The 23,799-nt window shown below is 48.4% G+C and carries 17 protein-coding genes and 1 pseudogene; 17 read left to right on the top strand and 1 reads right to left on the bottom strand.

The genetic code is table 11. The features are described 5' to 3' along the window. Window positions 1-2: 2 nt before the first annotated feature. The 12 genes and pseudogenes from ING2E5A_RS04225 (at window position 3) to ING2E5A_RS04175 (ending at window position 14,842) form a co-directional block, all read left to right on the top strand. Window positions 3-1,082, top strand: coding sequence for a PHP domain-containing protein (locus tag ING2E5A_RS04225; protein ID WP_083373184.1), 1,080 nt, complete (start codon window positions 3-5; stop codon window positions 1,080-1,082). Window positions 1,083-1,123: 41 nt separating this feature from the next. Then, complete coding sequence (gene rbsK / locus ING2E5A_RS04220; protein ID WP_071136331.1) at window positions 1,124-2,053, top strand: ribokinase; 930 nt, start codon at window positions 1,124-1,126, stop codon at window positions 2,051-2,053. Between the two features lie 51 nt (window positions 2,054-2,104). After that, on the top strand, window positions 2,105-3,805 hold the full coding sequence (locus ING2E5A_RS04215; RefSeq protein WP_071136330.1) for an ADP-ribosylglycohydrolase family protein: 1,701 nt from the start codon (window positions 2,105-2,107) through the stop codon (window positions 3,803-3,805). A gap of 36 nt (window positions 3,806-3,841) precedes the next feature. After that, entirely contained in the window at window positions 3,842-5,698 is a 1,857-nt protein-coding gene (locus tag ING2E5A_RS04210; RefSeq protein WP_083373183.1) for a beta-L-arabinofuranosidase domain-containing protein, read from the top strand. Window positions 5,699-5,740: 42 nt separating this feature from the next. Beyond that, window positions 5,741-6,748 carry a GRP family sugar transporter gene (locus tag ING2E5A_RS04205; RefSeq protein WP_071136328.1) on the top strand — a complete coding sequence of 336 codons (1,008 nt, stop codon included), beginning with the start codon at window positions 5,741-5,743 and terminating at the stop codon, window positions 6,746-6,748. Between the two features lie 152 nt (window positions 6,749-6,900). Further along, a complete protein-coding gene (locus ING2E5A_RS04200) occupies window positions 6,901-8,781 on the top strand; it encodes a glycoside hydrolase family 127 protein (RefSeq protein WP_071136327.1) in 1,881 nt (626 codons plus the stop codon). Between the two features lie 27 nt (window positions 8,782-8,808). After that, on the top strand, window positions 8,809-9,840 hold the full coding sequence (locus tag ING2E5A_RS04195; RefSeq protein WP_071136326.1) for a galactitol-1-phosphate 5-dehydrogenase: 1,032 nt from the start codon (window positions 8,809-8,811) through the stop codon (window positions 9,838-9,840). Between the two features lie 12 nt (window positions 9,841-9,852). Further along, the gene (locus ING2E5A_RS04190) at window positions 9,853-10,980 is read left to right on the top strand and encodes a Gfo/Idh/MocA family protein (protein ID WP_071136325.1); all 1,128 of its coding nucleotides are present in this window, start codon (window positions 9,853-9,855) and stop codon (window positions 10,978-10,980) included. Window positions 10,981-11,211: 231 nt separating this feature from the next. Beyond that, entirely contained in the window at window positions 11,212-11,349 is a 138-nt protein-coding gene (locus tag ING2E5A_RS15675) for a hypothetical protein (RefSeq protein WP_231960436.1), read from the top strand. A gap of 111 nt (window positions 11,350-11,460) precedes the next feature. Beyond that, window positions 11,461-12,774, top strand: a complete 1,314-nt coding sequence (locus ING2E5A_RS04185) for an IS1380 family transposase (protein ID WP_071136324.1) — start codon at window positions 11,461-11,463, stop codon at window positions 12,772-12,774. Between the two features lie 31 nt (window positions 12,775-12,805). Next, window positions 12,806-14,242 (top strand): annotated as a pseudogene (locus ING2E5A_RS04180) (IS1634 family transposase); the annotation flags it as partial. Window positions 14,243-14,254: 12 nt separating this feature from the next. Beyond that, window positions 14,255-14,842 carry a Gfo/Idh/MocA family oxidoreductase gene (locus ING2E5A_RS04175; RefSeq protein ID WP_179946774.1) on the top strand — a complete coding sequence of 196 codons (588 nt, stop codon included), beginning with the start codon at window positions 14,255-14,257 and terminating at the stop codon, window positions 14,840-14,842. Window positions 14,843-15,113: 271 nt separating this feature from the next. On the opposite strand, the gene ING2E5A_RS04170 is transcribed toward ING2E5A_RS04175, so the two are convergent. Continuing rightward, on the bottom strand, window positions 15,114-16,442 hold the full coding sequence (locus ING2E5A_RS04170; RefSeq protein WP_071136322.1) for an IS1380 family transposase: 1,329 nt from the start codon (window positions 16,440-16,442) through the stop codon (window positions 15,114-15,116). 224 nt (window positions 16,443-16,666) lie between these two features. Between ING2E5A_RS04170 and ING2E5A_RS04165 the strand changes: the two genes are divergently transcribed. The 5 genes from ING2E5A_RS04165 to ING2E5A_RS04145 all read left to right on the top strand — a co-directional run bounded on the left by ING2E5A_RS04165 (window position 16,667) and on the right by ING2E5A_RS04145 (window position 23,696). Continuing rightward, window positions 16,667-17,581 (top strand): sugar phosphate isomerase/epimerase family protein, encoded by a 915-nt coding sequence (locus ING2E5A_RS04165; protein ID WP_071136321.1) that lies wholly within the window; start codon window positions 16,667-16,669, stop codon window positions 17,579-17,581. 70 nt (window positions 17,582-17,651) lie between these two features. Beyond that, on the top strand, window positions 17,652-19,004 hold the full coding sequence (locus ING2E5A_RS04160) for a Gfo/Idh/MocA family oxidoreductase (RefSeq protein ID WP_071136320.1): 1,353 nt from the start codon (window positions 17,652-17,654) through the stop codon (window positions 19,002-19,004). A gap of 74 nt (window positions 19,005-19,078) precedes the next feature. Continuing rightward, window positions 19,079-20,434 carry a Gfo/Idh/MocA family protein gene (locus tag ING2E5A_RS04155; RefSeq protein ID WP_083373407.1) on the top strand — a complete coding sequence of 452 codons (1,356 nt, stop codon included), beginning with the start codon at window positions 19,079-19,081 and terminating at the stop codon, window positions 20,432-20,434. A 14-nt stretch (window positions 20,435-20,448) separates the two neighbouring features. After that, the gene (locus ING2E5A_RS04150; RefSeq protein WP_071136319.1) at window positions 20,449-22,449 is read left to right on the top strand and encodes an alpha/beta hydrolase family protein; all 2,001 of its coding nucleotides are present in this window, start codon (window positions 20,449-20,451) and stop codon (window positions 22,447-22,449) included. Window positions 22,450-22,472: 23 nt separating this feature from the next. Then, window positions 22,473-23,696: an alpha/beta hydrolase family protein gene (locus tag ING2E5A_RS04145; RefSeq protein ID WP_083373182.1), complete on the top strand. Its 1,224-nt coding sequence runs from the start codon at window positions 22,473-22,475 to the stop codon at window positions 23,694-23,696. The last annotated feature ends 103 nt before the right edge of the window (window positions 23,697-23,799 follow it).

Genomic DNA, 23,799 nt, shown 5'->3' with positions numbered 1-23,799 from the left:
AAATGAAAACTAAAACTTTTTCTCTATTTTACATCTGCCTGTTTCTCTGTTTTTTTGTTAAAAGTACGGCGCAGGTCCAGAACGATGAGGTTTACGAGTATCCCAACCTGAACAGTCAAGATTACCGGTACAACATCAGGATTCCGGATATTGACGGGTATAAGACATTGAAAGGTGATTTTCATATACATACCGTCTTCTCCGATGGAAAGGTATGGCCCGATCAACGGGTCAAGGAGGCTTGGAATGAAGGACTGGATGTCATTGCCATAACCGATCACATCGAATACCGGCCCAATCAGAAGATTTTGATCAGCGACCACAACAAGTCGTTTGAAATTGCAAAGGCTCAGGGGGATGCCATCGGTATGCTGGTTATAAAAGGATCCGAAATCACGCGACAGAAGCCATTGGGCCATATCAACGCCCTTTTTATCCAGGATGCAAATCCGCTCGAACGTCAGGATCCGCTCGAGGCCATCGACGAGGCCCTGAAACAGGGTGCCTTCATCTTGTGGAACCACCCCGGCTGGCCGGACGATAAAAGCACATTTTATCCTGTTCACAAGGAGCTGATTGCAAAAAAGAAGATTCACGGCATTGAAGTCTATAACGGCTGGGAATCCTATCCGAACGTAATCGACTGGTGTCAAGAGCATAACCTGGCTCCTTTTGCCAACACCGATCTCCACTACACCAGTGCAAATCTCTACAGGGGAGAGCGGGTGCGCCCGATGACCCTGGTGTTTGCCAAGGAATACAGCGAAGAGGGTGTAAAAGAGGCACTATTTTCAGGCAGAACCGTGGCACTTTATAACAATATTCTGTCCGGCGACGAGGCATTGCTGAAGTCCCTTATCAAGGCCTCCCTCTCGATCAGGGTGATCAACCAGCAGAAAGGGGTTATCGAAATTACCAACAACAGCGATATCGCCTACGGCATCAAGTATGGCAATTATATGTATCCCATGTCATTATATCCAAATCAGGTACTTCGTGCCACCATTCCTGCCGGTTCGGATGTCGAGTTCTCGAACTGCTTATACGGAAAAGATCGACACGTCGTGCTGAAATTGTGGTAAAATAATCACCGGAAAACATTCTTGAGGCCAAATCTACAAACATGCAAAAGAAACAGATTGTCGTAATCGGGAGTTCAAACCTCGATTATATAGTAACGATGGATCATTTCCCAAAAGGAGGCGAAACCCTCGAGGGACTATCATTCACCCAGGCGATGGGAGGTAAAGGAGCCAACCAGGCAGTGGCAGCCTGCAGATCGGGCGGTAAAGTAAGTTTCATTACCTGTGTTGGTGATGATTCAAGCGGCGAGAATGCACTGGTTTATTACAACAATGAAGGTATTGATACCTCCCTCTCTCTTGTAAAAGAGAATGTCACAACCGGAGCCGCATTAATATGGGTAGACAAGAACGGTGAAAACTGCATCATCGTAATCCCGGGTGCCAACCGCTATCTTACATCAGATCAGATTATCCCCCACTCCGACCGGCTAATCGAGGCGGATACCATCCTGCTTCAACTGGAAATTCCTTACGAAACGGTCAGGACTATCTGCCGGGTAGCATCAAGCCACACGAAGATCATACTGAATGCCGCTCCTGCCTATCCCATCGAGGAAGAGATCCTGAAATCCATCTACATGCTGGTGGTGAACGAGACTGAAGCGGAGACCATTACAAGTTGCAAGCTTGAAACGATTGGCGAAAATGCGATGGTTGAGGCACTTCTAAAAAAAGGGGTGAAGAATGTGATTCTCACCCTAGGGTGTAAGGGATCAATTTACAGTAACGGTGTCGAGTGGTTGCAAATTCCGGCCTTCAAGGTTGCGGTAAAGGATACAACAGCCGCAGGAGACACATTCTGCGGCGCACTTGCAGTTGGAATCGGGAAATATAACGATATGCGAAAAGCCATAACATTTGCTACTGCCGCTGCTGCACTGTGCGTAACCACACTCGGCGCGCAACCTTCGATACCCGGAGAAGAGGAAATCAGCACGTTTCTGCTCGAAAACAACATCATACTATAAAATTGCAGATAGAGACATCAGACATCCATTTGTGAATCAACCAAATATCGCATGAAATCAACATTACAGGCTGTCGTTCTCATCCTCCTGATGACACTGACCGGATCTGCCGCGCAGGGGCGAAAGGCTAAACCTGAAGCCATCTACCGGAGATTACCCGTCAAGGAATATCGCGACAGAATGGCGGCCGGTTGGCTTGGCCAGATCGTAGGGGTCAGCTGGGCCGCCCCAACCGAGTTCAAGTGGAAAGACAAGATCATACCTGTAGAGGATATGCCGCAGTGGCGTAACGAACTGATCAATGAGGCATTCAACCAGGATGATCTCTATGTGGAGATGACTTTCCTGCGATCATTGGAAGAACATGGCCCTGATCTCTCCATCCGGCAAGCAGGTATCGATTTTGCCAATTCGGAATATCCGCTATGGTGTGCAAATGAAGCTGGACGGCGTAACCTGCGCGCAGGAATTGCCCCGCCCGACTGTAGCCACCCGGCATTCAACAACAGGGTTCACGACATCGATTATCAGATCGAAGCCGATTACTCTGGACTGATTGCCCCGGGAATGCCTGCCGTACCTGTAGCATTGGGCGAAAAATTCGGCAGGCTGGTCAACTACAGCGATGGCGTGTACGCGGGGCAATTTATCGGCGGCATGTATGCCGAAGCATTCTTTGAAGATGATATTCTGAAAATCATCGACGCCGGTCTGGCATGTATCCCTACAGGATCTCAATATGCGGAGATGGTACGTGACGTGGTTTCCTGGTACAAGAGCAATCCGGACGACTGGGAAGCCACCTGGAAGTTTTGTCAGCAAAAGTACCGCGAGAATCCCGAGTATCAAAAAAACTCCAATGGCGGCATCGATGTGAAAATCAATGGAGCATATATCCTCATTGGCATGCTTTACGGCGAGAGGGATATCGACCAGACCATCGTCATCTCAACCCGCTGCGGCCAGGACTCCGATTGCAACCCCTCAAACGCTGCAGGCATACTTTTCACCACCATCGGCACTTCAAGACTTCCGGAACGTTTCAAGGCGAACCTCGACCTGAAAAGCTGCTTTGCCCATACCGAGTACAATTTCCCGAAACTGCTGGATGTGTGTGAGGCACTTGCACGTGAATATGTCGTCAGGGAAGGTGGATGGATCGAGACCGACGCAAACGGGGAGGAGAACTTTGTGATCCCGGTCAAGAGACCGGAACCCAGTCCGCTGGTATTTAGCTGGGATCCGGAGCCGATTGCAAAGAGTCTCTTCACTGAAGAAGAGATGGCGAGAATCAGGCACCAGGCCTCTGCCGATCTGCAGAAAGTTCTGGATAAACTCTTCCCGGGCTGGACCATCGCCTATTGCGGATCCGATATGCAACCCGGTCTCCGGGAACAGTACAAGGGGAAGGAGAATGTCATGCTCACTCACCCCCTGTCGAGAGAGATGCCCTGTGTGCTGACGATGGAGAGAGATATCCCGACCGGCAAGAAAACGGTTCTAAAAACTTGTGTAACTCATCATGATGGCGGTGACTGGGTCCTGGTTATCCGTGTCAACGGTTCCGTACAGAAGATGGTAACCGTGGGAAAAGAGTCGGTCGGCGAGGATGGATGGCTGGAGGTTGATTTCAACCTCACCCCCTTTGCAGGAAACAAGAACATCAAGATCGACCTGGAAAACAAGGCCAACGGCTGGTCGTGGGAAGCCGGTTACTGGAAGGAGTTGCGCATCGACTACCTGGCACCCTGATTCCATCATACTGAACAACATCTTAAAAAGAATCCTATGCAACGACGCTACATACTACTCTGTCTGTCATTTGGTCTCTTCCTGACTCTATCGGCTCAGGTAAAAGACCGGCAATATCCATTGCCACCACACTCCATTCAATTGTCGGGATACCTCGAAAATGACATTCAGAACTCGATAAACCACTGGAACAAGGGTGTACTTCCCTATGGCGCTTTCGTCGATCTCTTCCGTAACGGAAGAACACAGTTTGCAGTTGGCGAAATGTGGGGGAAGGCAGTCCGGTCGGGAAGCATGTTTTACCGGTATACGCAGGATCCCGAACTGAAGAGAATATTGGATGAGACAGTCCGCGACCTGCTCTCCACCCAGCATCCGAATGGCAGCATCAGCTGTTCACCCGTGGAAAAGCAACCGGAAGGGCCCACTGGCGACCTGTGGGAGCGCAAATATGTGATGCTGGGACTGATGGACTATTACGACTGGGTAAACCGGGACCCTGCTATTCTCGAAAGTCTTGTCCGTCAGGCAGACTGTATTCTCGACCAGGTAGGGAATGGTCCCAAGGCGGCGATCAACCAGATGGGATGGAGCTCCGAAAAGATCGAGTCGAGTACCATTCTCGAACCAATAATGAGGCTCTACCAGATGACGGGATTCAAACGGTATCTCGATTTTGCCAACTATATCATCGAGACGGGAGGAGCCAGGAATTTCAACCTTTTTGAAAATGCATACAATAATGTCGAACCCTACAAAATGGCAGGAAATTATCCAAAAGCGTACGAAATGACCTCCCTGTTTGAAGGGGTGGTAAAGTACTATCGGGCAACGGGCAAGCCAGAGGTGAAGCAGATGTTGGACAACTATTACAACAACATAAGTACCAGGGAGATCACCATTATCGGCAATGGGGGAGCCGATCAGCCATACCACCCCAAGGTGATGGGTGAAGCGTGGGACAACACGGCACTTGAACAGACAAATCCCGATATCAAACGGATGATGGAGACCTGTGTAGGGGTAACCTGGATGAAATTCTGCAGCCAGATGATGCGGTTGACGGGAGAATCTTCGCCGGTAGACCAGATCGAGAAATATATCTACAACGGCCTGCTGGGTGCCATGAAGCCTACCGGCGACGGGTTCAGCTACGTCAACCTGCTCAATGGAAAGAAAGTCAACGACAGCGGATGGGGACGACATTTCGACCATCTCCATGTAACCTGCTGCAACTTGAGTGGTCCGATCGGACTCTCCTATATACCCTACATTGCGGTAACCAACTCCGACCAGGGACCGGTAGTCAACCTCTACAACGCGGCCGAAGTAACCACCACTACCCCTTCGGGTCAGGCCTTGAAGATCACGATAGATACCGATTATCCCCAATCAGGAAAGATTGTGATCGGGGTGAAGTCCCATAAACCGGAGAGATATGCCATTCAGTTGCGGATTCCCGAATGGAGCAAAAAAAACGTAGTGAAGGTGAACGGGAAAAAACATGATGTTACTCCGGGAAGATATGCTGTCATCGATCGGGAATGGAAGAGCAACGACCGGATTGAGATCGGGTTCGAGATGGTGTGCCGGATTATTGAGGCACCCAGGGGAAGCAACCGGAAAGGGGACAATTTCGAGGCTGCAACATGGGGCCCCATCGTCTTGGCACGCGATGAGAACATCGACCCGGACTATAACCAGCAGATTAAGGTAAAAGCCGACAGGCGTGGAATAGTGAAAGTTGCCAAAACAACGCCTACCCGTGACGATGCCCGGATGGAATTTATCGTACCCACCACAACCGGCACCATCCGGATGGTGGACTACGCTTCAGTAAATGGATGGGAAGGATCACATGTTTGTACCTGGTTACCCTTACCGGAAAAATAGAATAAATTTTTTAGAGTTCTTAACCAATTAAATCGAGACGATATGTTTATTGTAGGCAATTATTTATTAGCAGTGATTCTGTGCGTGGTTACCATGATTTGCTGGGGATCCTGGGGCAATACGCAAAAACTGGCCGCCAAGACCTGGCGGTACGAGCTGTTCTATTGGGATTACGTGATCGGTATTGTACTTCTTTCGCTGATTCTGGGTTTTACCCTCGGAAGCATCGGCGAAGAGGGCCGGAGCTTTGTGGATGACATAAGACAGGTTAATTCGAGAAACTTCTGGAGTGCATTTACCGGAGGTGTCATCTTCAACGCTTCCAACATTCTCCTTTCCGCTTCAATCTCATTGGCCGGGATGTCTGTGGCTTTCCCCGTAGGTGTGGGATTGGCGCTTGTTCTTGGTGTCTTCATCAATTACTTCGGTGCACCCAAAGGTGACCCTGTAATCCTGTTCCTGGGAGTTTTCCTGGTGGTTACAGCCATTATCCTGAACGGTATAGCATCCGGCAAGATGAGTAAGGGTACCGAAGAGCAACAGACGCGAAAGAAAGGGATCATCATCGCCATCATCGCCGGATTCCTGATGTCTTTTTTCTACAGGTTCGTGGCTGCCGCAATGGACCTGACAAACCTGGAAAACCCAACGGAGGGCATGCTTACCCCTTACGGCGCATTTTTTATTTTCGCCATGGGCATATTGATCAGCAACTTCGTTTTTAATACCGTTGTAATGAAAAAACCGTTTGTAGGAGAGCCGGTTAACTATGTCCGGTACTTCAAGGGCAATCTTAAGACACACCTGGTTGGAGTACTGGGAGGCGTTGTCTGGGGAATCGGTACCGCCTCCAGCTATATTGCTGCAGGAAAGGCCGGTGCAGCCATTTCGTACGGACTGGGACAAGGCGCGACGCTTGTCGCCGCCCTTTGGGGTGTATTTATCTGGAAAGAGTTCAAGAATGCTTCGAAATCGACCAACCGGTTGCTGGTATGGATGTTTCTTCTCTTTATCCTCGGCATTGTCTCCATAATTTATGCAGGCCAATAGAAGTTGATAGCCACATGCGGCTATCGCATTCGTAACATCAGGAAGGTTTGCCAACCATAGGGTGGACAAACCTTCTTTCATTTTCTTCTGTTCAAACAAAATAATTCCTATCTTTGAACCGGTAACGTTCTAATCACATATCCATCAACACAATGAAACAGGCAAAAACTCTTTCGCTCCTGACAGTTTTCACAATCGGCATGCTATGTTTCGGGTGCCGGCAAAACCCCGTATCAAAAACTGATCCGACAGCCCGGAAAATCACCCCAGTAGATTTCTCCCGCGTAAAGATCAACGACAATTTCTGGTCGCCCAGGCTGAAGAATCATGTCATGCACACGCTTCCGGTCTGCATCGACCAGATCGAGAACAGGACCGGCCGGATCCGGAATTTTGAAAATGCGGCCAATCGCTCAGGCGAGCATTCAGGCATCTTTTACGATGATTCAGATGTTTACAAGGCACTCGAAGGAATGGCTTACAGCCTCATCAACAATCCAGACCCCGAACTGGAGAAGAAAGCCGACGAGTGGATCGACAAGTTTGCAGCCGCCCAGGAACCGGACGGCTACATCAATACCTTCTATACGCTGACAGGCCTGGAGAGGCGCTGGACAAACATGGACAAACATGAGATGTATTGTGCCGGTCATATGATCGAGGCGGCAGTTGCCTATTACAAGGCTACCGGCAAACGGAAGCTGCTTGATGTCTCCATCCGCATGGCGGATCACATGATGGAACATTTCGGTCCCGGTAAACGTCACTGGGTTCCGGGACATGAAGAGATTGAACTGGCACTGGTAAAGCTCTATGAGGTGACCAACGAGGAGAAATACCTAGATTTTGCCTACTGGCTGCTCGAGGAGCGCGGCAGAGGATACGGCTCAATGGGTGACGAAGGCACCTGGAATCCCATCTACTATCAGGATGAGATGCCTGTCAGGGAGCTGTCGACCATCAACGGACACGCCGTGCGGGCCATGTATCTTTTCTGTGGCATGGCGGATGTTGCCTCGCTGAAAGGCGATACCGGCTATATCCATGCCCTGGACCGGCTGTGGGACGATGTGGTGCTCTCCAAGATGTACATCACGGGGGGGATCGGATCATCACGACACAATGAAGGGTTTACCGAACCTTTCGATCTTCCAAACTATGAAGCCTATTGTGAAACCTGTGCCTCGGTGGGAATGGTCCTCTGGAATTCGCGAATGCACCAGCTCACAGGAGATTCCAAATATATCGACGTACTGGAGCGCTCCTTGTATAACGGTGCTCTGGCGGGAATATCGCTGAATGGAGATCTCTTTTTCTACGTCAATCCCCTGGCATCGCACGGTGATCATCACCGGAGGGAATGGTACGGAACGGCCTGTTGTCCGAGTCAGGTTTCCAGGTTCCTCCCCTCCATCGGCAATTATATTTACAGCACATCGAAAGAGGCGGTGTGGGTGAATCTCTATATTGGAAACAGTGCCGAAGTGGGTGCCGGGAAAGAGACGGTAAGGCTGACGCAGGAGACAGGCTACCCCTGGGACGGGAGTATAACGCTTACGGTTGAGCCGCTGAAAAGTTCCCTCAGGAAGGAGATCCGCATGAGAATTCCCGGATGGTGCAAACAGTATTCCATTGCCGTAAACGGAGAGCAGATAATCGATCCCCAAATTGAGAACGGCTACCTGGTGATTGAACGGAAATGGATTTCTGGTGACAAAATCACCCTTTCTCTGGATATGCCAACTGAGATTATAGCCGCAGATCCGCGCGTAAAGGAGAACATAGGTAAAAGGGCCATACAGCGGGGGCCACTGGTCTACTGTGCGGAAGAGGCAGACAATCCATCATTCGACGAGGTGATCCTCACGCCAGATGCGGAAATCAGAGAGAGATTCAACTCCTCCCTCCTGAACGGCGTCACCACCATTGATGCCATCAGGGGCGACAAGACCGTCAGGTTTATCCCCTACTATGCATGGGATAACAGGGAGGCTGGAGAGATGAAGGTGTGGATCGATTACACCGTAAACTGATAGCAAGACAACCCTTCCGGCTCACTTATGAAAGCACTGGTACTGGATAACTACATGGAGCTGAACTATCGCGACGTCCCCGATCCGCAGTTGGAAGTCGACGAAGTGTTGATCAGGGTCAAAGCGTGCGGAATATGCGGAAGTGACGTACACGGCATGGACGGAAGCAGTGGCAGAAGAATACCCCCATTGGTGATGGGACATGAAGCCGCAGGAGTAATCTCCGCCATCGGGGCGGCAGTAACGGGTTGGGAAGTGGGCGACAGGGTCACTTTCGACTCCACGATCTATCCGCTCGACGACTGGTACACCCGCAAGGGACATTACAACCTCAGCGACAACAGAAAAGTTCTGGGTGTCTCCACTGGGCACTACCGGAAAGAGGGCGCATTTGCCGAGTTTGTAGCTGTTCCGGCCCATATCCTATACAGGATCCCCGACAATGTCACCTTCGAACAGGCCGCCATGACGGAGCCCGTGGCAGTGGCACTCCATGCCGTCAATATTTCCGGCATACGTCCGGGAGAGTCTGCAGTGGTGATCGGCACGGGGACGATCGGGCTCTTTGTAGTCAAGTTGCTGCAGATAGCCGGTGCATTTCCCATCATTGCCGTGGAGAGGGATGAAGAGAAACTGAAACTAGCCAAGAGCTTCGGCGCAACGGATCTTCTCCTCAGTTCCGACAGTCTGGTTACCGGCACGATTGAAGCACTTACCAACAACCGGAAGGCGGATGTCGCTTTTGAGGCTGTGGGGATCCAGGAAACGGTAAACCTCTGCATAAAGAGTCTGCGAAAAGGAGGCAGAGCTATCCTGATCGGCAACCTGATGCCAGAAGTGACCATTCCGCTCCAGCAAGTGGTGACTTCTGAGCTTTCTCTTCTGGGGAGTTGTGCCATCAACGGCGAATATGAAACTGTACTTGAACTGATGCGCTCCGGCAAGATCGAAGTTGACGGGATGATATCTGCCGTGGCTCCACTATCCGAAGGAGCTGAATGGTTCAGACGACTCTACAACAAGGAGAGCGGCTTGCGTAAAGTGATACTGGTTCCCTAACACGAGATAGAGATGAGAAATTGGCTACACAACATTGCTATACTGGGATGCGGAAAGGTGGCACACCTACATGCACGGGCAGTAAAAAACCTGCCGAATGCACGACTTGCAGGCGTTTGGAGTAGAAGCAGGCAGACTGCGAACAGCTTTGCCGAACAATATGGGGTGCCTGCCTACAACGACGTTGGAGAACTGGTTAGAAAAGAGCAGATCGATCTGGCCATTATCTGTACACCCCATCCCTTCCACCTGAGACCTGCAGTTCATGCGGCCTTGGAAGGCGCCAACATCCTGGTGGAAAAACCGTTGGCATCAACCCTGGAGAATGCCGACAAGATCATTGCAACCTGCAGGCAAGCAGGTGTCAAATTGGGAGTAGTCAGTCAACGCAGGTGGTATGAACCGGTAATGAGGGTGAAAAAAGCCATTGATGCCGGTAAGATTGGAAAACCGCTATTGGGAACTGTCAACATGCTGGGTTGGCGCGACAGGAACTATTACGACTCAGATAAATGGAGGGGAAACTGGGAGACGGAAGGTGGAGGGGTGCTGGTGAACCAGGCGCCTCATCAACTCGACATCCTGCTCTGGTTCATGGGAGAGATCGATGAGGTTTACGGTCTCTGGAGAAACCTGAATCATCCATACATTGAAGTGGAAGATACTGCCCTGGCCATCATAAAATTCAGGAACGGCGGCATCGGGAGTATAATCGTGAGCAATTCGCAAAAACCGGGGATATACGGCAAGGTACAGATACATGGCGAGAATGGAGCTTCAGTCGGTGTCCAGACCGATGGAGGGGCCATGTTTATCGCCGGAATGAAGGGAATAGTTGAACCGCCATTGAATGACATATGGACCATCCCCGGGGAAGAGGAGCTGGTGAGGGAGTGGAACGCTGAAGATGCGCGTCATTTTAGCAGGATCGATCCGACGGTCTACTATATGGAGCGACAGATCGAAGATTTCCTGCTTGCCTTGGAGGAGAACCGGGATCCACTGGTTACCGGCGAAGATGGCCGAAGGACGGTAGAGCTCTTTACAGCCATTTACCGCTCCAATCGCGACAACCTCCCCATAAAATTTCCGCTCGGTCACGAAAAGGGAAATGAGATGGATGGCAGAAGAAAACCTTAACGATCGGCATATATGGCACTTAAAAATCTCATTTAAAATTCCCAACTCAAGTTAATAGTTTTCAAAGCGGAATTTCTCTTTTTTTTCGAGAGATACCGTTTTATTTTCTTTTCATCTTCACTGTTTCCTGACTTCGTCACTCAAAAAACACTTATTTTATAACTGATTGATAAACAATATTTTGTATCTTTGCGTCACCTAATTTTGGGTGACGCAAAAGGTTTTTTAACTATGTTTATCAGAAAGAAAAGACATCGTTCTGGCAATATCGGAGTTATTGTTGTTGAGAAAATCGGTGGCAAGATGAAAGAACTTGCCACAATTGGTGTTGCATATAACCCAAAAATGTCATTAGGACCTAATCTCTAATGACCGCCATTAGAGAATCATGTTCATAAGTTGTTGATTAATAGTTTCTATTAGGCTTTAATTACTGAAAATTTTAGCTGATTTTTATGTAAGAATTTCTTATTGGTTAAAATGGAACTTAAAATTGATTTTACAGATAAAGAAATTACTCCCTGGGGAGGCATTTCTTTGATGCAGCAATTTTTGAGAAAACTAAAAATGGAAGAAGTATTCCATCGTCTGCCTTTACCGGAACAAGGCTCCAACAGAGGATATTCTCCCCATCAATTATTATTGCATTTTTGGATTGGAATATGGTGCGGAGCAAGTTGTTTCGAGCATTTAGAAGTTACCAGACAGGATGAAGTTATAAAAGAATTTTTCGGATGGAAAAGAATGGCAGGCAGCAAAGCATTCCAGAGATACTTCAGCAAGTTTTCCCAGTCCACTAATCAAGAAGTATTTACCAAGCTATACCAATGGTTTTTTAGTAATTTGCTGTTTGATAATTACACGTTAGACTTTGATTCTACTATTTTTACACGTTATGGAAACCAACAAGGAGCAGAAGTTGGTTATAATCCAAAGAAACCAGGTCGAAAATCACACCATCCTTTAATGGCATTTGTTTCAGATTGCCGAATGATAGCCAACTTTTGGTTACGCCCGGGTAATAGTTATACTACCAATAATTTCTATGGTTTTTTAGAAGACACCTTGAGTAAACTCACAGGCAAAACAGTAGGCCTTATACGTGCTGACAGCGGATTTTATCAAAGAGATATTTTTGAGTATCTGGAGGCTAAACCCATAAATTATATTGTTGCCGCTAAATTTTATCGTCCGATTAAAATAAAATTAGCAGCCCATAAAACCTGGCTTACACTTGATGATGGATTAGAAATTGCAGAAACAACTTATCAGGCTGAAGATTGGGCATCTCCAAGAAGACTTGTGATGATTCGCCAGGAAATAAATACAAGGCCTAAGGCTGCAGGCAAACAATTACGACTATTTGAAGAAGAAGGCATATATAAAAATTATCGCTATTCGTGCTTCATTACCAATATGAATCTTCCTGCCAAAGCTGTTTATGATTTATACAGAGGCAGGGCTGATTGTGAGAATAGGATAAAAGAAATTAAATATGATTTTGCCGCAGAAAACTTTAATACAAAGGATTTTTGGGCAACAGAAGCCTGCCTCAATTTTGTAATGATGGCATATAATCTTATGAGTCTTTTTCGTCAAGTGATACTAAAGGAGAAGACGCAAAAGTTTCTCAAAACAATCAGGTACAAAACATTTGCCATTGGTGCATATATGGTTAAAAATGGGAATTCAAGAATATTAAAACTTTCCTTGGCAATGCAAAGACGAGAATGGTTTAAAGGATTATGGGCAGCTTCATCTTATATCGAATTACCAGTGGATCTTAGTTCCTAATGACAAATCTGGGTATAATGAAGATGAGGTCGAAAATCTTGTCAATGAAGCAAAAGAATGGATTTCAAAAGAAGAATCCCGGCGTCATCCCCAACTCGATTTATATGGTGAGGAGCGTAAAGCGTGTGATCGTGAGCGAGAAGAAGTACGTCGTGTATTGTCACAGGTGAGTAATATACTTCTCAATGGTTACGACTTGATATTGGACCGCACTTTTGATAGGATTGGTTTCAATCGTATTGACGATGAAGTGTTCCGCAAGCTAGTGAAAGCCCGTTTGGCATATCCAACGAGCAAGGCTGCTACGGTGGAATATCTGAAAAACCACTTTGACGAAGATGTGGATCTCTCAAAAATCTATCGCTATCTTGACAAGCTTAGCGACCATCAGCACGAAATCGTACAGGACATCAGCGTGCGCCATACTGCAAAACTGTTCGGTGGCAATATCGGTGTGTTGTTCTATGATGTCACCACACTTTACTTTGAAGCGGATTATGAGGACGACTTGCGCAAGACAGGCTTCTCAAAGGAGGGACGTCACAGTAATCCTCAGATCATACTCGGCCTGCTTGTTAGCCTTGGCGGCTATCCGCTTGCCTATTGCATCCATGAGGGCAACAAATATGAAGGCCACACGATGCTGCCGACGATAAACGAGTTTGTAAGCAAATACGGTTTGGAAAACTTCGTTGTGGTAGCCGACTCTGGTCTGATGAACAATGCAAATATAGCGGAACTTGAGGCTCATGGCTACAAGTATATAATAGGTGCGAAGATAAAGAATGAAAGTCAGGAAGTCAAGAACTGGATATTGGAACAGCCAAAGCGCGACTGCCAGATGGTTGAATATGACAAAGGAGGTGGCCGTCGGCTCTTGGTCGGCTATACAGATGACCGTGCAAAGAAAGATGCCTATAACCGAGAGAAGGGAATACGCAGATTGGAAAAGGCATATAAGCATGGTGCGCTCACTAAAGGTAACATCAACAAAAGAGGTTACAATAAGTTTTTATCCATGGATGGTGAAGTGAAGGTAGCCATCAACTATGACCGTGTTGCCGACGACTCCAAATGGGATGGTCTAAAGGGATATCTCACCAATACGGATATACCAATACAAGACGTTTATGCTGCATACCACAACCTTTGGCATGTAGAACGGGCCTTCCGTATAGCCAAATCAAAGATAGAGATACGTCCTATGTTTCATTTTACACGCAAACGCATCGAGGCTCATATATGCATCTGCTTTGTGGCTTTGAAAGTATACAAGGAATTGGAGCGCATGCTGAAAGTCTCAGAGATTAAAATGAGCGTAGACAAGGTGCTTGCATTGGCTAAGACCATCACAACCATACAAATTAAGCTACCTCTGAACAAGGATGTATACACTCAGACAATGTTGATGGCAAGGCATCAGAAAATCGCCAAACTCTTTGATGAAGATTTTTGGGTGACGCAATGACGAAGTCAGGTGGTGAACCAGGCGCCTCATCAACTCGACATCCTGCTCTGGTTCATGGGAGAGATCGATGAGGTTTACGGTCTCTGGAGAAACCTGAATCATCCATACATTGAAGTGGAAGATACTGCCCTGGCCATCATAAAATTCAGGAACGGCGGCATCGGGAGTATAATCGTGAGCAATTCGCAAAAACCGGGGATATACGGCAAGGTACAGATACATGGCGAGAATGGAGCTTCAGTCGGTGTCCAGACCGATGGAGGGGCCATGTTTATCGCCGGAATGAAGGGAATAGTTGAACCGCCATTGAATGACATATGGACCATCCCCGGGGAAGAGGAGCTGGTGAGGGAGTGGAACGCTGAAGATGCGCGTCATTTTAGCAGGATCGATCCGACGGTCTACTATATGGAGCGACAGATCGAAGATTTCCTGCTTGCCTTGGAGGAGAACCGGGATCCACTGGTTACCGGCGAAGATGGCCGAAGGACGGTAGAGCTCTTTACAGCCATTTACCGCTCCAATCGCGACAACCTCCCCATAAAATTTCCGCTCGGTCACGAAAAGGGAAATGAGATGGATGGCAGAAGAAAACCTTAACGATCGGCATATATGGCACTTAAAAATCTCATTTGAAATTCCCAACTCAAGTTAATAGTTTTCAAAGCGGAATTTCTCTTTTTTTTCGAGAGATACCGTTTTATTTTCTTTTCATCTTCACTGTTTCTTGCACGTTTAACGTGTTGATTTACTTTTTATGGTGGCGTTTTTATATATATTAACATTACCACTCTTCCAAGGCATGGCAATTCCTTGTCATAAACCCTTTTACGACACGAAAGATGGCGATGGACGATTAAGTGAAAATCCGTCATCCGGTCATCGTTGTCGTTATTCGCTGCTCAAAATCACGCCACCCCGCTTTTCGGTAATACTCCTTTGGCATTTTTACCGTGACCTGCCTGCCGGATTTCACCACTTTTCCCGGCACTCGGATAAACCATTCTCGGAAGGTAGAGTGCTCTTGACGCCAAACCCAAAAGTCGCCCCGGTATCGCATGAGCACCGATAAACTGTAGGCAAATGACGAAAGTTGCCAAAGAATATCGTTTACCCAAAAATCATGCGTGATGGTTTTTCCCGCACAAAGCGAGTTTTTGGTTTGCTCGATCCAATTCTCACTCTCTGATCGGGATCCATAAAGGGTATGGAGCTGCAAGGCATCCAATCCTTTCAGGTTCGAGCAATAGCAAAAGTACTCATACTCGGGTACAAATTGTTTTTCGCCAAAATAATCGACTTCAACCATTTGCTTTATGATGCGCACGGCATAAAACATGCGGGGATTCCTCCAACCGCTACATTGATGTGTAAACCGGCAGGTCGCCGTCCGTGGGTCAACCGGTTGCCATGTCTGCCCGGCAAGCAAATCTTTCAGGTTTTTCAGCTTTACTTTCACCAAATATTCATGTTTACCGTCTTCTAACAAATTAAATAATCCACCATTGAAAAAACCGCTGTCGGCCCTGAAAAACACCTTCTCCACCTTTTGGGGAAGAGCGGCCAAGGTTTCTTTGACAAATTCACAAACGCCGTTTGAGGTGTAGCTTGAACCCGGGCGGAGCCACGAATTGACAAGCAGTTTCATCTCCGTGACAAAACATAAGATGGGGTGATAGCTTTTCGAACCCTTCTTATGCGAGTTATAACCCACCTCAGCCCCTTGTTGGTTGCCGTAAACGGTAAATGTGCTTGAGTCGCAATCAAGTGTCAAGCGGCTTAAACCGCAACGGGAAACTTGCATGCCTGTAAAACCCAACAACAGCTCGTGAAGCGAACGGGCGCCCCTTTCACCCAAACCTGTCAAATGGCGGCGGATGGTGTCCTCGTCAATGTTCTTGGGTAACTTCAACAAGCGGGCAACCAAGGCGTCAAAGGTGAAGTTTTCAATCCGCTTCAAACGGTGAACACCGCACAACGATGCCAACAGGATACTTGAGAGTATTTGGGCTGTGCTGAAACGGCTTGCATTGTGGCGGATGGTTGGAAAAAGATGTTCCAGTTTGCCATAAATACCGCAATGGTTGATAAAATCAGAGGTTACGCTTAACCCTGAATATGATGTTAATTGTTCTGAACTGAACTTTTTCTTTACTGAACAGGCAGTAAATGAGATTTTTTTACTATTTTTGTCTTGCATGTGTCGGGTGAATGTTTGTTTTTGTATAACACTTTAAAGATAAATACTTTACCTGACATATGCAACTTTTATTTGAGACTTTTAGGTGGCATATATTTATTTCCGATGTTGAGAGCAGGTCTGCAAAATAATCCTTACCTTTACGACGCATTATGGTCAATGCCATTTGCATAGCAATATCGATTACCCGATATCCGCAATAATATCAAAAAACATATATTCTCATGAACAGGAAAGATTTTATCAAGTCAGCAGCAGTCTTGGCCGGAGCGGCAGCCATGACACCCCTTGCCTCTTCGGCCTCGGTCCTGCAAGGCAAGCCGGCCAAGAGGGTCACTTTAAAAAAGAGCCTGGGGCTCGGAATGATCAAGGAGGGAACATCATTAACCGATAAATTCAAGATTGCAAGAGAGTTGGGCTTTGACGGCGTGGAGCTGAACAGCCCCGTCGATTACACCATGTCAGAAATCCTGGAGGCAAAATCCAAAACGGGTATCGAACTCCCCACGGTGGTGAACAAGGACCATTGGAGTTCTCCCCTTTCCGATCCCGATCCGGCGGTAAGAAAAAAGTGCATCGACTCCATTGCAAAATCCTTGCAGGAGGTGAAGGAGATGGGCGGCGATACGGTCCTGGTGGTTCCGGGTGTAGTTAATGAAAAGGTCTCCTACGAACAGGCATATATCACGTCGCAACAGGCAATCAGGGAGTTGATCCCATATGCCGAGAAAACCGGAATGCAGATCGCGCTGGAGAACGTCTGGAATAACTTCCTGCTAAGTCCCGTCGAGGCGAAAAGATATATCGATGAGATCAACCATCCCCTGGTTGGCTGGTATTTCGACATTGGGAATGTATTGCGATACGGCTGGCCTGAGCATTGGATCAAGACACTTCACTCCCGTATCATGAAACTCCACATCAAGGAGTTCAGCCGGGAGCTGATGAACTCGAAAGGGTTGTGGGAAGGATTCAAGGTTGACCTGTTGAAAGGGGACAACAACTGGCCGGTGGTGATGAAGGCTATCAGGGAGATAAATCACCAGGGTGGCTGGTTGACAGCAGAGGTTAACGGGGGAGACCGGCAACGGCTGAAAGAGATCTCGACCCAGATGGACGAAATCATATCCTACCTCTAATATCGGCTTTTGCGACCCTGATGACGGATACTTGTAAATAAAATTAACCTATTAATAACCATTTTTCAATATGAATAACAACAATTCATTGTCGAGAAGAGACTTTATTAAAAGTTCAGTCGTGGCTGGAACGGCAGGAGTGGTGGGCGGATTTCCGTTATTGAGTTCCTGTTCAACCGAAAGATCGAAAAAGGGCGAAATGACCTTGCCCGAATTGCTGGAGCAGGCTCCTGACGGGAAAGTGATCAAAGCCGGACTTATCGGGTGCGGGGGCCGCGGTACCGGGGCAGCCATGGATTTTCTGAATGCTGGACCTAACCTGCAGATTGTTGCCCTTGGCGACGTTTTCCAGGATAAGTTGAACAGTTGCCGGGAGATCCTGAAAAAGGAACGGAACGTCGAGATAGCCGATGAAAACTGTTTTATCGGGTTCGACAGCTATGAAAAGGTGATCGACTCGGGTGTCGATCTGGTACTGCTGTGCACACCACCCCATTTCAGGCCGGCCCATGTTGAAGCCGCGGTCAACGCACGGAAACATATCTTCATGGAAAAACCGATCGCCGTCGATCCCTTTGGTGTCAGAAAGGTGCTGGCTGCAGTAAAAAGGGCAAAAAACCTGAACCTGAATATTGTTAGCGGAACCATCCGCCGTTCTCAAAAAGATTACATGGAGACGCGCAGGAGGGTTCTGAACGGGGAGATTGGCGATATTGTGGGCGCAAACATCATCCGTAACGGAGGCGCACTCTGGTTCCGTACCAGAAGGCCGGAATGGAGCGACATGGAATATATGCTGCGAAACTGGGTGAACTTCTGCTGGCTATCAGGCGACCACATCACCGAACAATTCATTCACGAAGTAGACGTCATGAACTGGTACCTCGGCAAGAATCCGATCAAGGCGACCGGCTGGGGTGGTCGCCAACGGAGGGTAACCGGCGACCAATACGACTTCTTCAGCATCGAATATCTGTATGACAACGGTATGCGGACACATTGTGCCGCCAGACAGATCGACGGTTGTACCAACGGAAAAGTGGAACAGATTAACTGTACCGACGGATATGCGGATGCCTCCGGGAAACTGTACGACTGGAACGGGAACGTTATCTGGGAATACCCCTATCCCGAGGAGGGTGATACCCAGTCGCCATGGAAGGTAAAGAATCCGTTCGTTCAGGAGCATATCAACCTGGTTACCGCCATACGCACCGGAAATACCATCAACGACGGTGAAGACCAGGCCTACTCTTCACTCATCACCATCATGGGACGGATGGCAGCCTATACAGGTAAAGATATCACGTGGGACGAGGTGTTGAACTCCGACCTTTACCTGGGCCCCAAAACTTATATCATGGGACCCGTGGAGAATATTCCAGAAACAATTCCGGTAGCGGGAGTTCCGGGAAAAGAATAACAACAGAGGGAATTGTCGACAACAGATTCTTGCGAAAATTGAGTAAAAGAACAAAAGTAAAAAATGAAATTGATATGAAATATCGGATTAATCTACTGATTTTAGCCCTGATCCTCACAGTAGGAGGATTCGCCCAACCGGCAGGACTGTTTCAAAACCCTGAACCTCCGCGTGAAGAGGGGCAACGCAGCGTACTTCAATTGGCAGTCGATCCCATCCCTACAGTACGGGTTGGATTTATCGGTCTAGGCAACCGTGGAAGCGGTGCTGTGGGTAGATACACCTTTATCGAAGGGGTGGAGATCAAAGCCCTCTGCGATCTGGATGCCGACAAGGTAAAAAGATCACAAAAGACGTTGGCCGACAAGGGTCTCAAGCCGGCAGATGAATATGTCGGCGAGGATGCATGGAAAGAGTTGTGCCGACGAAAAGATATTGATCTGGTCTATATCTGTACCGACTGGCTTCACCACACTCCCATGGCCGTATATGCCATGCAGCAGGGGAAACATGTGGCCATCGAGGTTCCTGCGGCAACCACCATCGAAGAGTGCTGGCAACTGGTGAACACGGCCGAAAAGACACAACGCCACTGCATGATGCTGGAGAACACCTGTTACGACTTCTTCGAGCTGAACACATTGAATATGGCTCAACAGGGACTCTTCGGAAATATTGTACACGGCGAGGGCGCCTACATCCACGATTTAAGGTCAAGCAACTTCCAGCCTGGCGCCTATTGGGACATGTGGAGGCTGAAGTTCAACACGGCCCATACCGGTAACCCATACCCCACCCACGGGCTCGGACCGATATGCCAGGTGATGAACATTCACCGCGGTGACAAGATGAACTACCTGGTTTCGGTCTCCTCAGATCAGTTTGGGATGACGGAGTACGCCAAGAATAAATTTGGGGAAAACTCTCCTCAGGCAAAACAGGAGTACAAACTGGGCGATATGAACACCACCATCATCAAAACCGAAAAAGGCCGGACAATAATGATCCAGCACGACGTGACAAGCCCAAGGCCTTACAGCAGGCTCCATACCATCAGTGGAACTAAAGGATTCTTCCAGAAGTATCCATCTGAATTGATCGCACTGGAACCCAATGCACACGGATTCCTCCCCAAAGCGAAGATCGACTCGCTGATGAGCCGGTATGAACATCCCTTCATCAAGGAGATCGGGGAATTTGCAAAAAAGGTAGGCGGGCACGGCGGCATGGATTTCATCATGGACTACCGGCTGATCTATTGCCTGAGGAACGGATTGCCGCTCGACCAGGATGTTTATGACGCTGCGGAATGGTCCTGTCTGGTTGAACTGAGCGAACAGTCGGTTCTAAACGGAGGCATGCCCGTTAAAATTCCCGATTTTACCCGTGGAGACTGGAACAAATTGAACGGATTGAAATTTGCCCATTGATTCAATTGCAGAGTATGCCCCATCCGGCAAGATATCTCCTCTTTTTCCTTCTCTTCCTCCTCAACCATTACGGGTACTCCCAGGAGGTTTCCAGGTCGGTATTCGCCTCCAATCAGGGGGATAGGAAGTGGATGGTCTATCAGGACAACTACAGGGCTTTATACAGGGTGCTGTTCAATGAGGCTTCGGAGCAACTCGAGAAACGTTCGGCATACGTCTCAACGCTTCGTACAGATAGGGAGTGGATTGCCTATAAAGAGGAGCTGAAGCGAAAGTATGGCGCGTCACTGTTGAAATTCCGAAAGACACCGTTAAATCCGCAGATTACCGGCCGGCTGGAACGGGAGAAATTTATTGTGGAGAAAATCATCTTCGAGTCGCATCCCGGGTTTTACGTGACTGGCTGTCTCTTTATCCCGAAGAAGAGACAAGATCCCGCACCGGCCATCCTCTACTGCTCCGGACATTCGGAAAACGGATTCCGGAGCGAAACCTATCAACGCTCAATCATCAACCTGACGGAGAAGGGATTTATAGTATTTGCTTTTGATCCGGTAGGCCAGGGCGAGAGGTTGCAATACCCCGACGAGACAACGGGCAAGTCGATGATTGGCGGGCCTACAACCGAGCACTCCTATGCAGGGATCCAGACATTGCTGACGGGAAGTTCAATCTCCGACTACTTCATCTGGGATGGTGTCCGGGCTATCGACTTTCTGGCTACCCGAAAAGAGGTGGATATGGAACGGATAGGCATCACCGGCCGTTCAGGCGGGGGTACGCAATCTGCACTGATCTCGGCTTATGACGAACGGATACTTGCCGCCGCACCCGAATGCTACATAACCACCTATAAAAGGCTGTTGCAATCCATAGGTCCCCAGGATGCGGAACAAAACCCCTACATGGCGATCAAGAAAGGTATCGATATCCCCGATCTGATCCACATGCATGCACCGAAGCCTACACTAATCGTCACCACCACGCACGATTTCTTCAGTCAGCAAGGTGCCAGGGAGGTCCTTAACGAGGCTAAATGCTCCTACAATGCGCTAGGTGCTGCAAACCATATCCGCTTTGCGGAAGATATGGGCGGTCATCAGTCGACAAAAAAGAACCGGGAGGCGGTCAATGTCTTCTTTATGGAATTTCTTAACCTGCCCGGAGATCCAACAGATCACGAGGTAGACCTTTTCAGCGAGGAGGAGCTTCGTGTCACCGCTTCCGGGCAGGTTAACAGTTCGCTGGGCAGCAAAACCATATTTGACCTGAACCGCGAATACCTTACTGCAGGAGAGCTGACTGCCGATTCGATCAGGGAGAGGGTGGAAGAGACAGTGGGTACCCGTTTCGACCGAAAAGTGACAGCTGCAGTCTACACTGGAAAATTTTTGGCAGGAGAAGCAGAAGTTGAAAAGTATTTTCTCGAGAACGACAGGAACGACTATGCGCTTCCTCTCTACGTAATCAGGAAGCAAGAGGGGGGAGGAAAGGGTCTGGTTGTGTGGAACCACCCTTCCGGAAAAGATAAGTTGTTGGAGGAGCCTTTGCTGACACTACTGCTGGATAACGGCAACACGGTCGTCTCTGCCGATCTGCCAGGAATAGGAGAACTGCACGATCCTCAGTTCAGGGGCGACGGTTTTGTGCAGGGTGTACCGTTTAACTATACCTTCCTGGCCAATCTGGTCGGGAAAAGCATTCCGGCACTCCAGGCCGAAGCGATTGATCTGCTGATGCAGTTTATCGGAAGCAGCAATTGCCATTTCAGATCAACAGTAAAGGCGGTAGGCCAGGGCACCATGATCCCCTCACTGCTCCATTACGCACTGTTGAAAGGGAATTTCGAGAAAATTGCCCTGCTCGACCCACCCCCTAAGGGCAACTATTTTGTAGAGTCTAAATTCTATGACCCCCTCCAGGCGTTCCATGTAGCCCCGGGCAGCGTAGGTTGGTACGACTGGCAAGACTTGTCGTCATTTTTGCCCATTGAAGATTTCACCCGTCAAGATTAATCTCTTCATTGTTGCTAGTTGAAATGAAAACAGACTCTATTCAAAAACTTCTTCTCTTCGCCATGCTGGCCGGCTCCCTCTCGATGATATACTCGTGTGGATCAGAAGGGAAAAAAGAGCGTGCAAACGTTGTAGGAACCGACACCACCATGCTTTGTGTCGGCTACCACTGGACGGAGAATGAAGGAAGGGAGTTTCTGGAAAAACAACGCTCCTCCTATACAACTGCAGCCGACTGGACAAAACGGGCAAAACAGATCAGGAGAGAGATCCTGAGGGGTACAGGGTTGGAAAAATTTCCCGAAAAATGTCCACTCAACCCAATTTTTGGGGATATAAGGAGTTACGAAGGCTACCAGGTACAAAATGTAGCCTTTGAGAGCTTGCCCGGAGTATTTGTTACGGGCAGCCTTTATCGGCCCACCGATGCGGGAGAGAATCTTCCCGGCATACTCAATACACACGGACACTGGGCAAACCGAGATGATTACGGCAGGTACAGGCCCGATGCGCAAAAGCGGTTTGCAGCTATGGCCCGGATGGGAGCAATCGTCTTTGCATACGACATGGTTGGATATGGGCAACTGGCAGAGGAGTACGGATGGATACACAAACATCCGGAGGCGTTGAAACTGCAACTCTGGAACAGCATACGAAGTGTCGACTTTCTACTTTCCCTGGGTGCCGATCCCACTCGGATTGCCATTACCGGAGCCTCTGGCGGTGGCACCCAGGCATTCTTGCTTACCGCCGTCGACGACAGGATAGCTGTCTCTGTTCCTGTAGTTCAGGTATCTGCCCACTTTTTCGGTGGATGTGTCTGCGAAAGCGGCATGCAGATTCACAAGACCGAGAATTTTCAGACCAATAACGTTGAAATCGCCGCCTGTGCTGCGCCTCGTCCCATGTTACTGATCTCAGATGGAGACGATTGGACAAAAAACACCCCTACTGTCGAATTCCCTCACCTGCAGTATATCTACGGACTATTTAACCGGGCCGGAGCCGTTGAAAATGTCCACCTTCCCGACGATCTGCACGGTTATGATTATAACAAGCGCGCTGCAGCATATCCATTTCTTGCAAAACATCTCGGTTTGGATATCACGAAAGCGGTAAACCCGGACGGATCATTAAACGAGCGGGATATCACTATCGAGGAGATCAGAACGCTCTACCCCTTCGATGAGAAACATCCATTCCCCGAATATGGGATCAAATCGAATGATGGGGTAACCTGGAACTAGTCTGGAATCACTCCTGGCAAGCCCTCTTCCCCTGTTTTTTAAATCAAATTGATTTTTTTATAAAAATAGGTGATGTTTTTGCTTTTTGCTCGTCTATATTAAG

This window comes from Petrimonas mucosa (genome assembly GCF_900095795.1).
GTDB lineage: Bacteria > Bacteroidota > Bacteroidia > Bacteroidales > Dysgonomonadaceae > Petrimonas > Petrimonas mucosa.
The sequence above is the reverse complement of the archived record's forward strand: the minus strand, read 5'-3'. Positions and strand labels throughout refer to the sequence as shown.

Excerpts from the sequence above, each read along its gene's own strand:
- ING2E5A_RS04225 (WP_083373184.1), top strand. The coding sequence starts at position 3 with ATGAAAACTAAAACTTTTTCTCTATTTTACATCTGCCTGTTTCTCTGT.
- rbsK (WP_071136331.1), top strand. The coding sequence starts at position 1,124 with ATGCAAAAGAAACAGATTGTCGTAATCGGGAGTTCAAACCTCGATTAT.
- ING2E5A_RS04215 (WP_071136330.1), top strand. The coding sequence starts at position 2,105 with ATGAAATCAACATTACAGGCTGTCGTTCTCATCCTCCTGATGACACTG.
- ING2E5A_RS04210 (WP_083373183.1), top strand. The coding sequence starts at position 3,842 with ATGCAACGACGCTACATACTACTCTGTCTGTCATTTGGTCTCTTCCTG.
- ING2E5A_RS04205 (WP_071136328.1), top strand. The coding sequence starts at position 5,741 with ATGTTTATTGTAGGCAATTATTTATTAGCAGTGATTCTGTGCGTGGTT.
- ING2E5A_RS04200 (WP_071136327.1), top strand. The coding sequence starts at position 6,901 with ATGAAACAGGCAAAAACTCTTTCGCTCCTGACAGTTTTCACAATCGGC.
- ING2E5A_RS04195 (WP_071136326.1), top strand. The coding sequence starts at position 8,809 with ATGAAAGCACTGGTACTGGATAACTACATGGAGCTGAACTATCGCGAC.
- ING2E5A_RS04190 (WP_071136325.1), top strand. The coding sequence starts at position 9,853 with ATGAGAAATTGGCTACACAACATTGCTATACTGGGATGCGGAAAGGTG.
- ING2E5A_RS15675 (WP_231960436.1), top strand. The coding sequence starts at position 11,212 with ATGTTTATCAGAAAGAAAAGACATCGTTCTGGCAATATCGGAGTTATT.
- ING2E5A_RS04185 (WP_071136324.1), top strand. The coding sequence starts at position 11,461 with ATGGAACTTAAAATTGATTTTACAGATAAAGAAATTACTCCCTGGGGA.
- ING2E5A_RS04170 (WP_071136322.1), bottom strand. The coding sequence starts at position 16,442 with ATGCAAGACAAAAATAGTAAAAAAATCTCATTTACTGCCTGTTCAGTA.
- ING2E5A_RS04165 (WP_071136321.1), top strand. The coding sequence starts at position 16,667 with ATGAACAGGAAAGATTTTATCAAGTCAGCAGCAGTCTTGGCCGGAGCG.
- ING2E5A_RS04160 (WP_071136320.1), top strand. The coding sequence starts at position 17,652 with ATGAATAACAACAATTCATTGTCGAGAAGAGACTTTATTAAAAGTTCA.
- ING2E5A_RS04155 (WP_083373407.1), top strand. The coding sequence starts at position 19,079 with ATGAAATATCGGATTAATCTACTGATTTTAGCCCTGATCCTCACAGTA.
- ING2E5A_RS04150 (WP_071136319.1), top strand. The coding sequence starts at position 20,449 with ATGCCCCATCCGGCAAGATATCTCCTCTTTTTCCTTCTCTTCCTCCTC.
- ING2E5A_RS04145 (WP_083373182.1), top strand. The coding sequence starts at position 22,473 with ATGAAAACAGACTCTATTCAAAAACTTCTTCTCTTCGCCATGCTGGCC.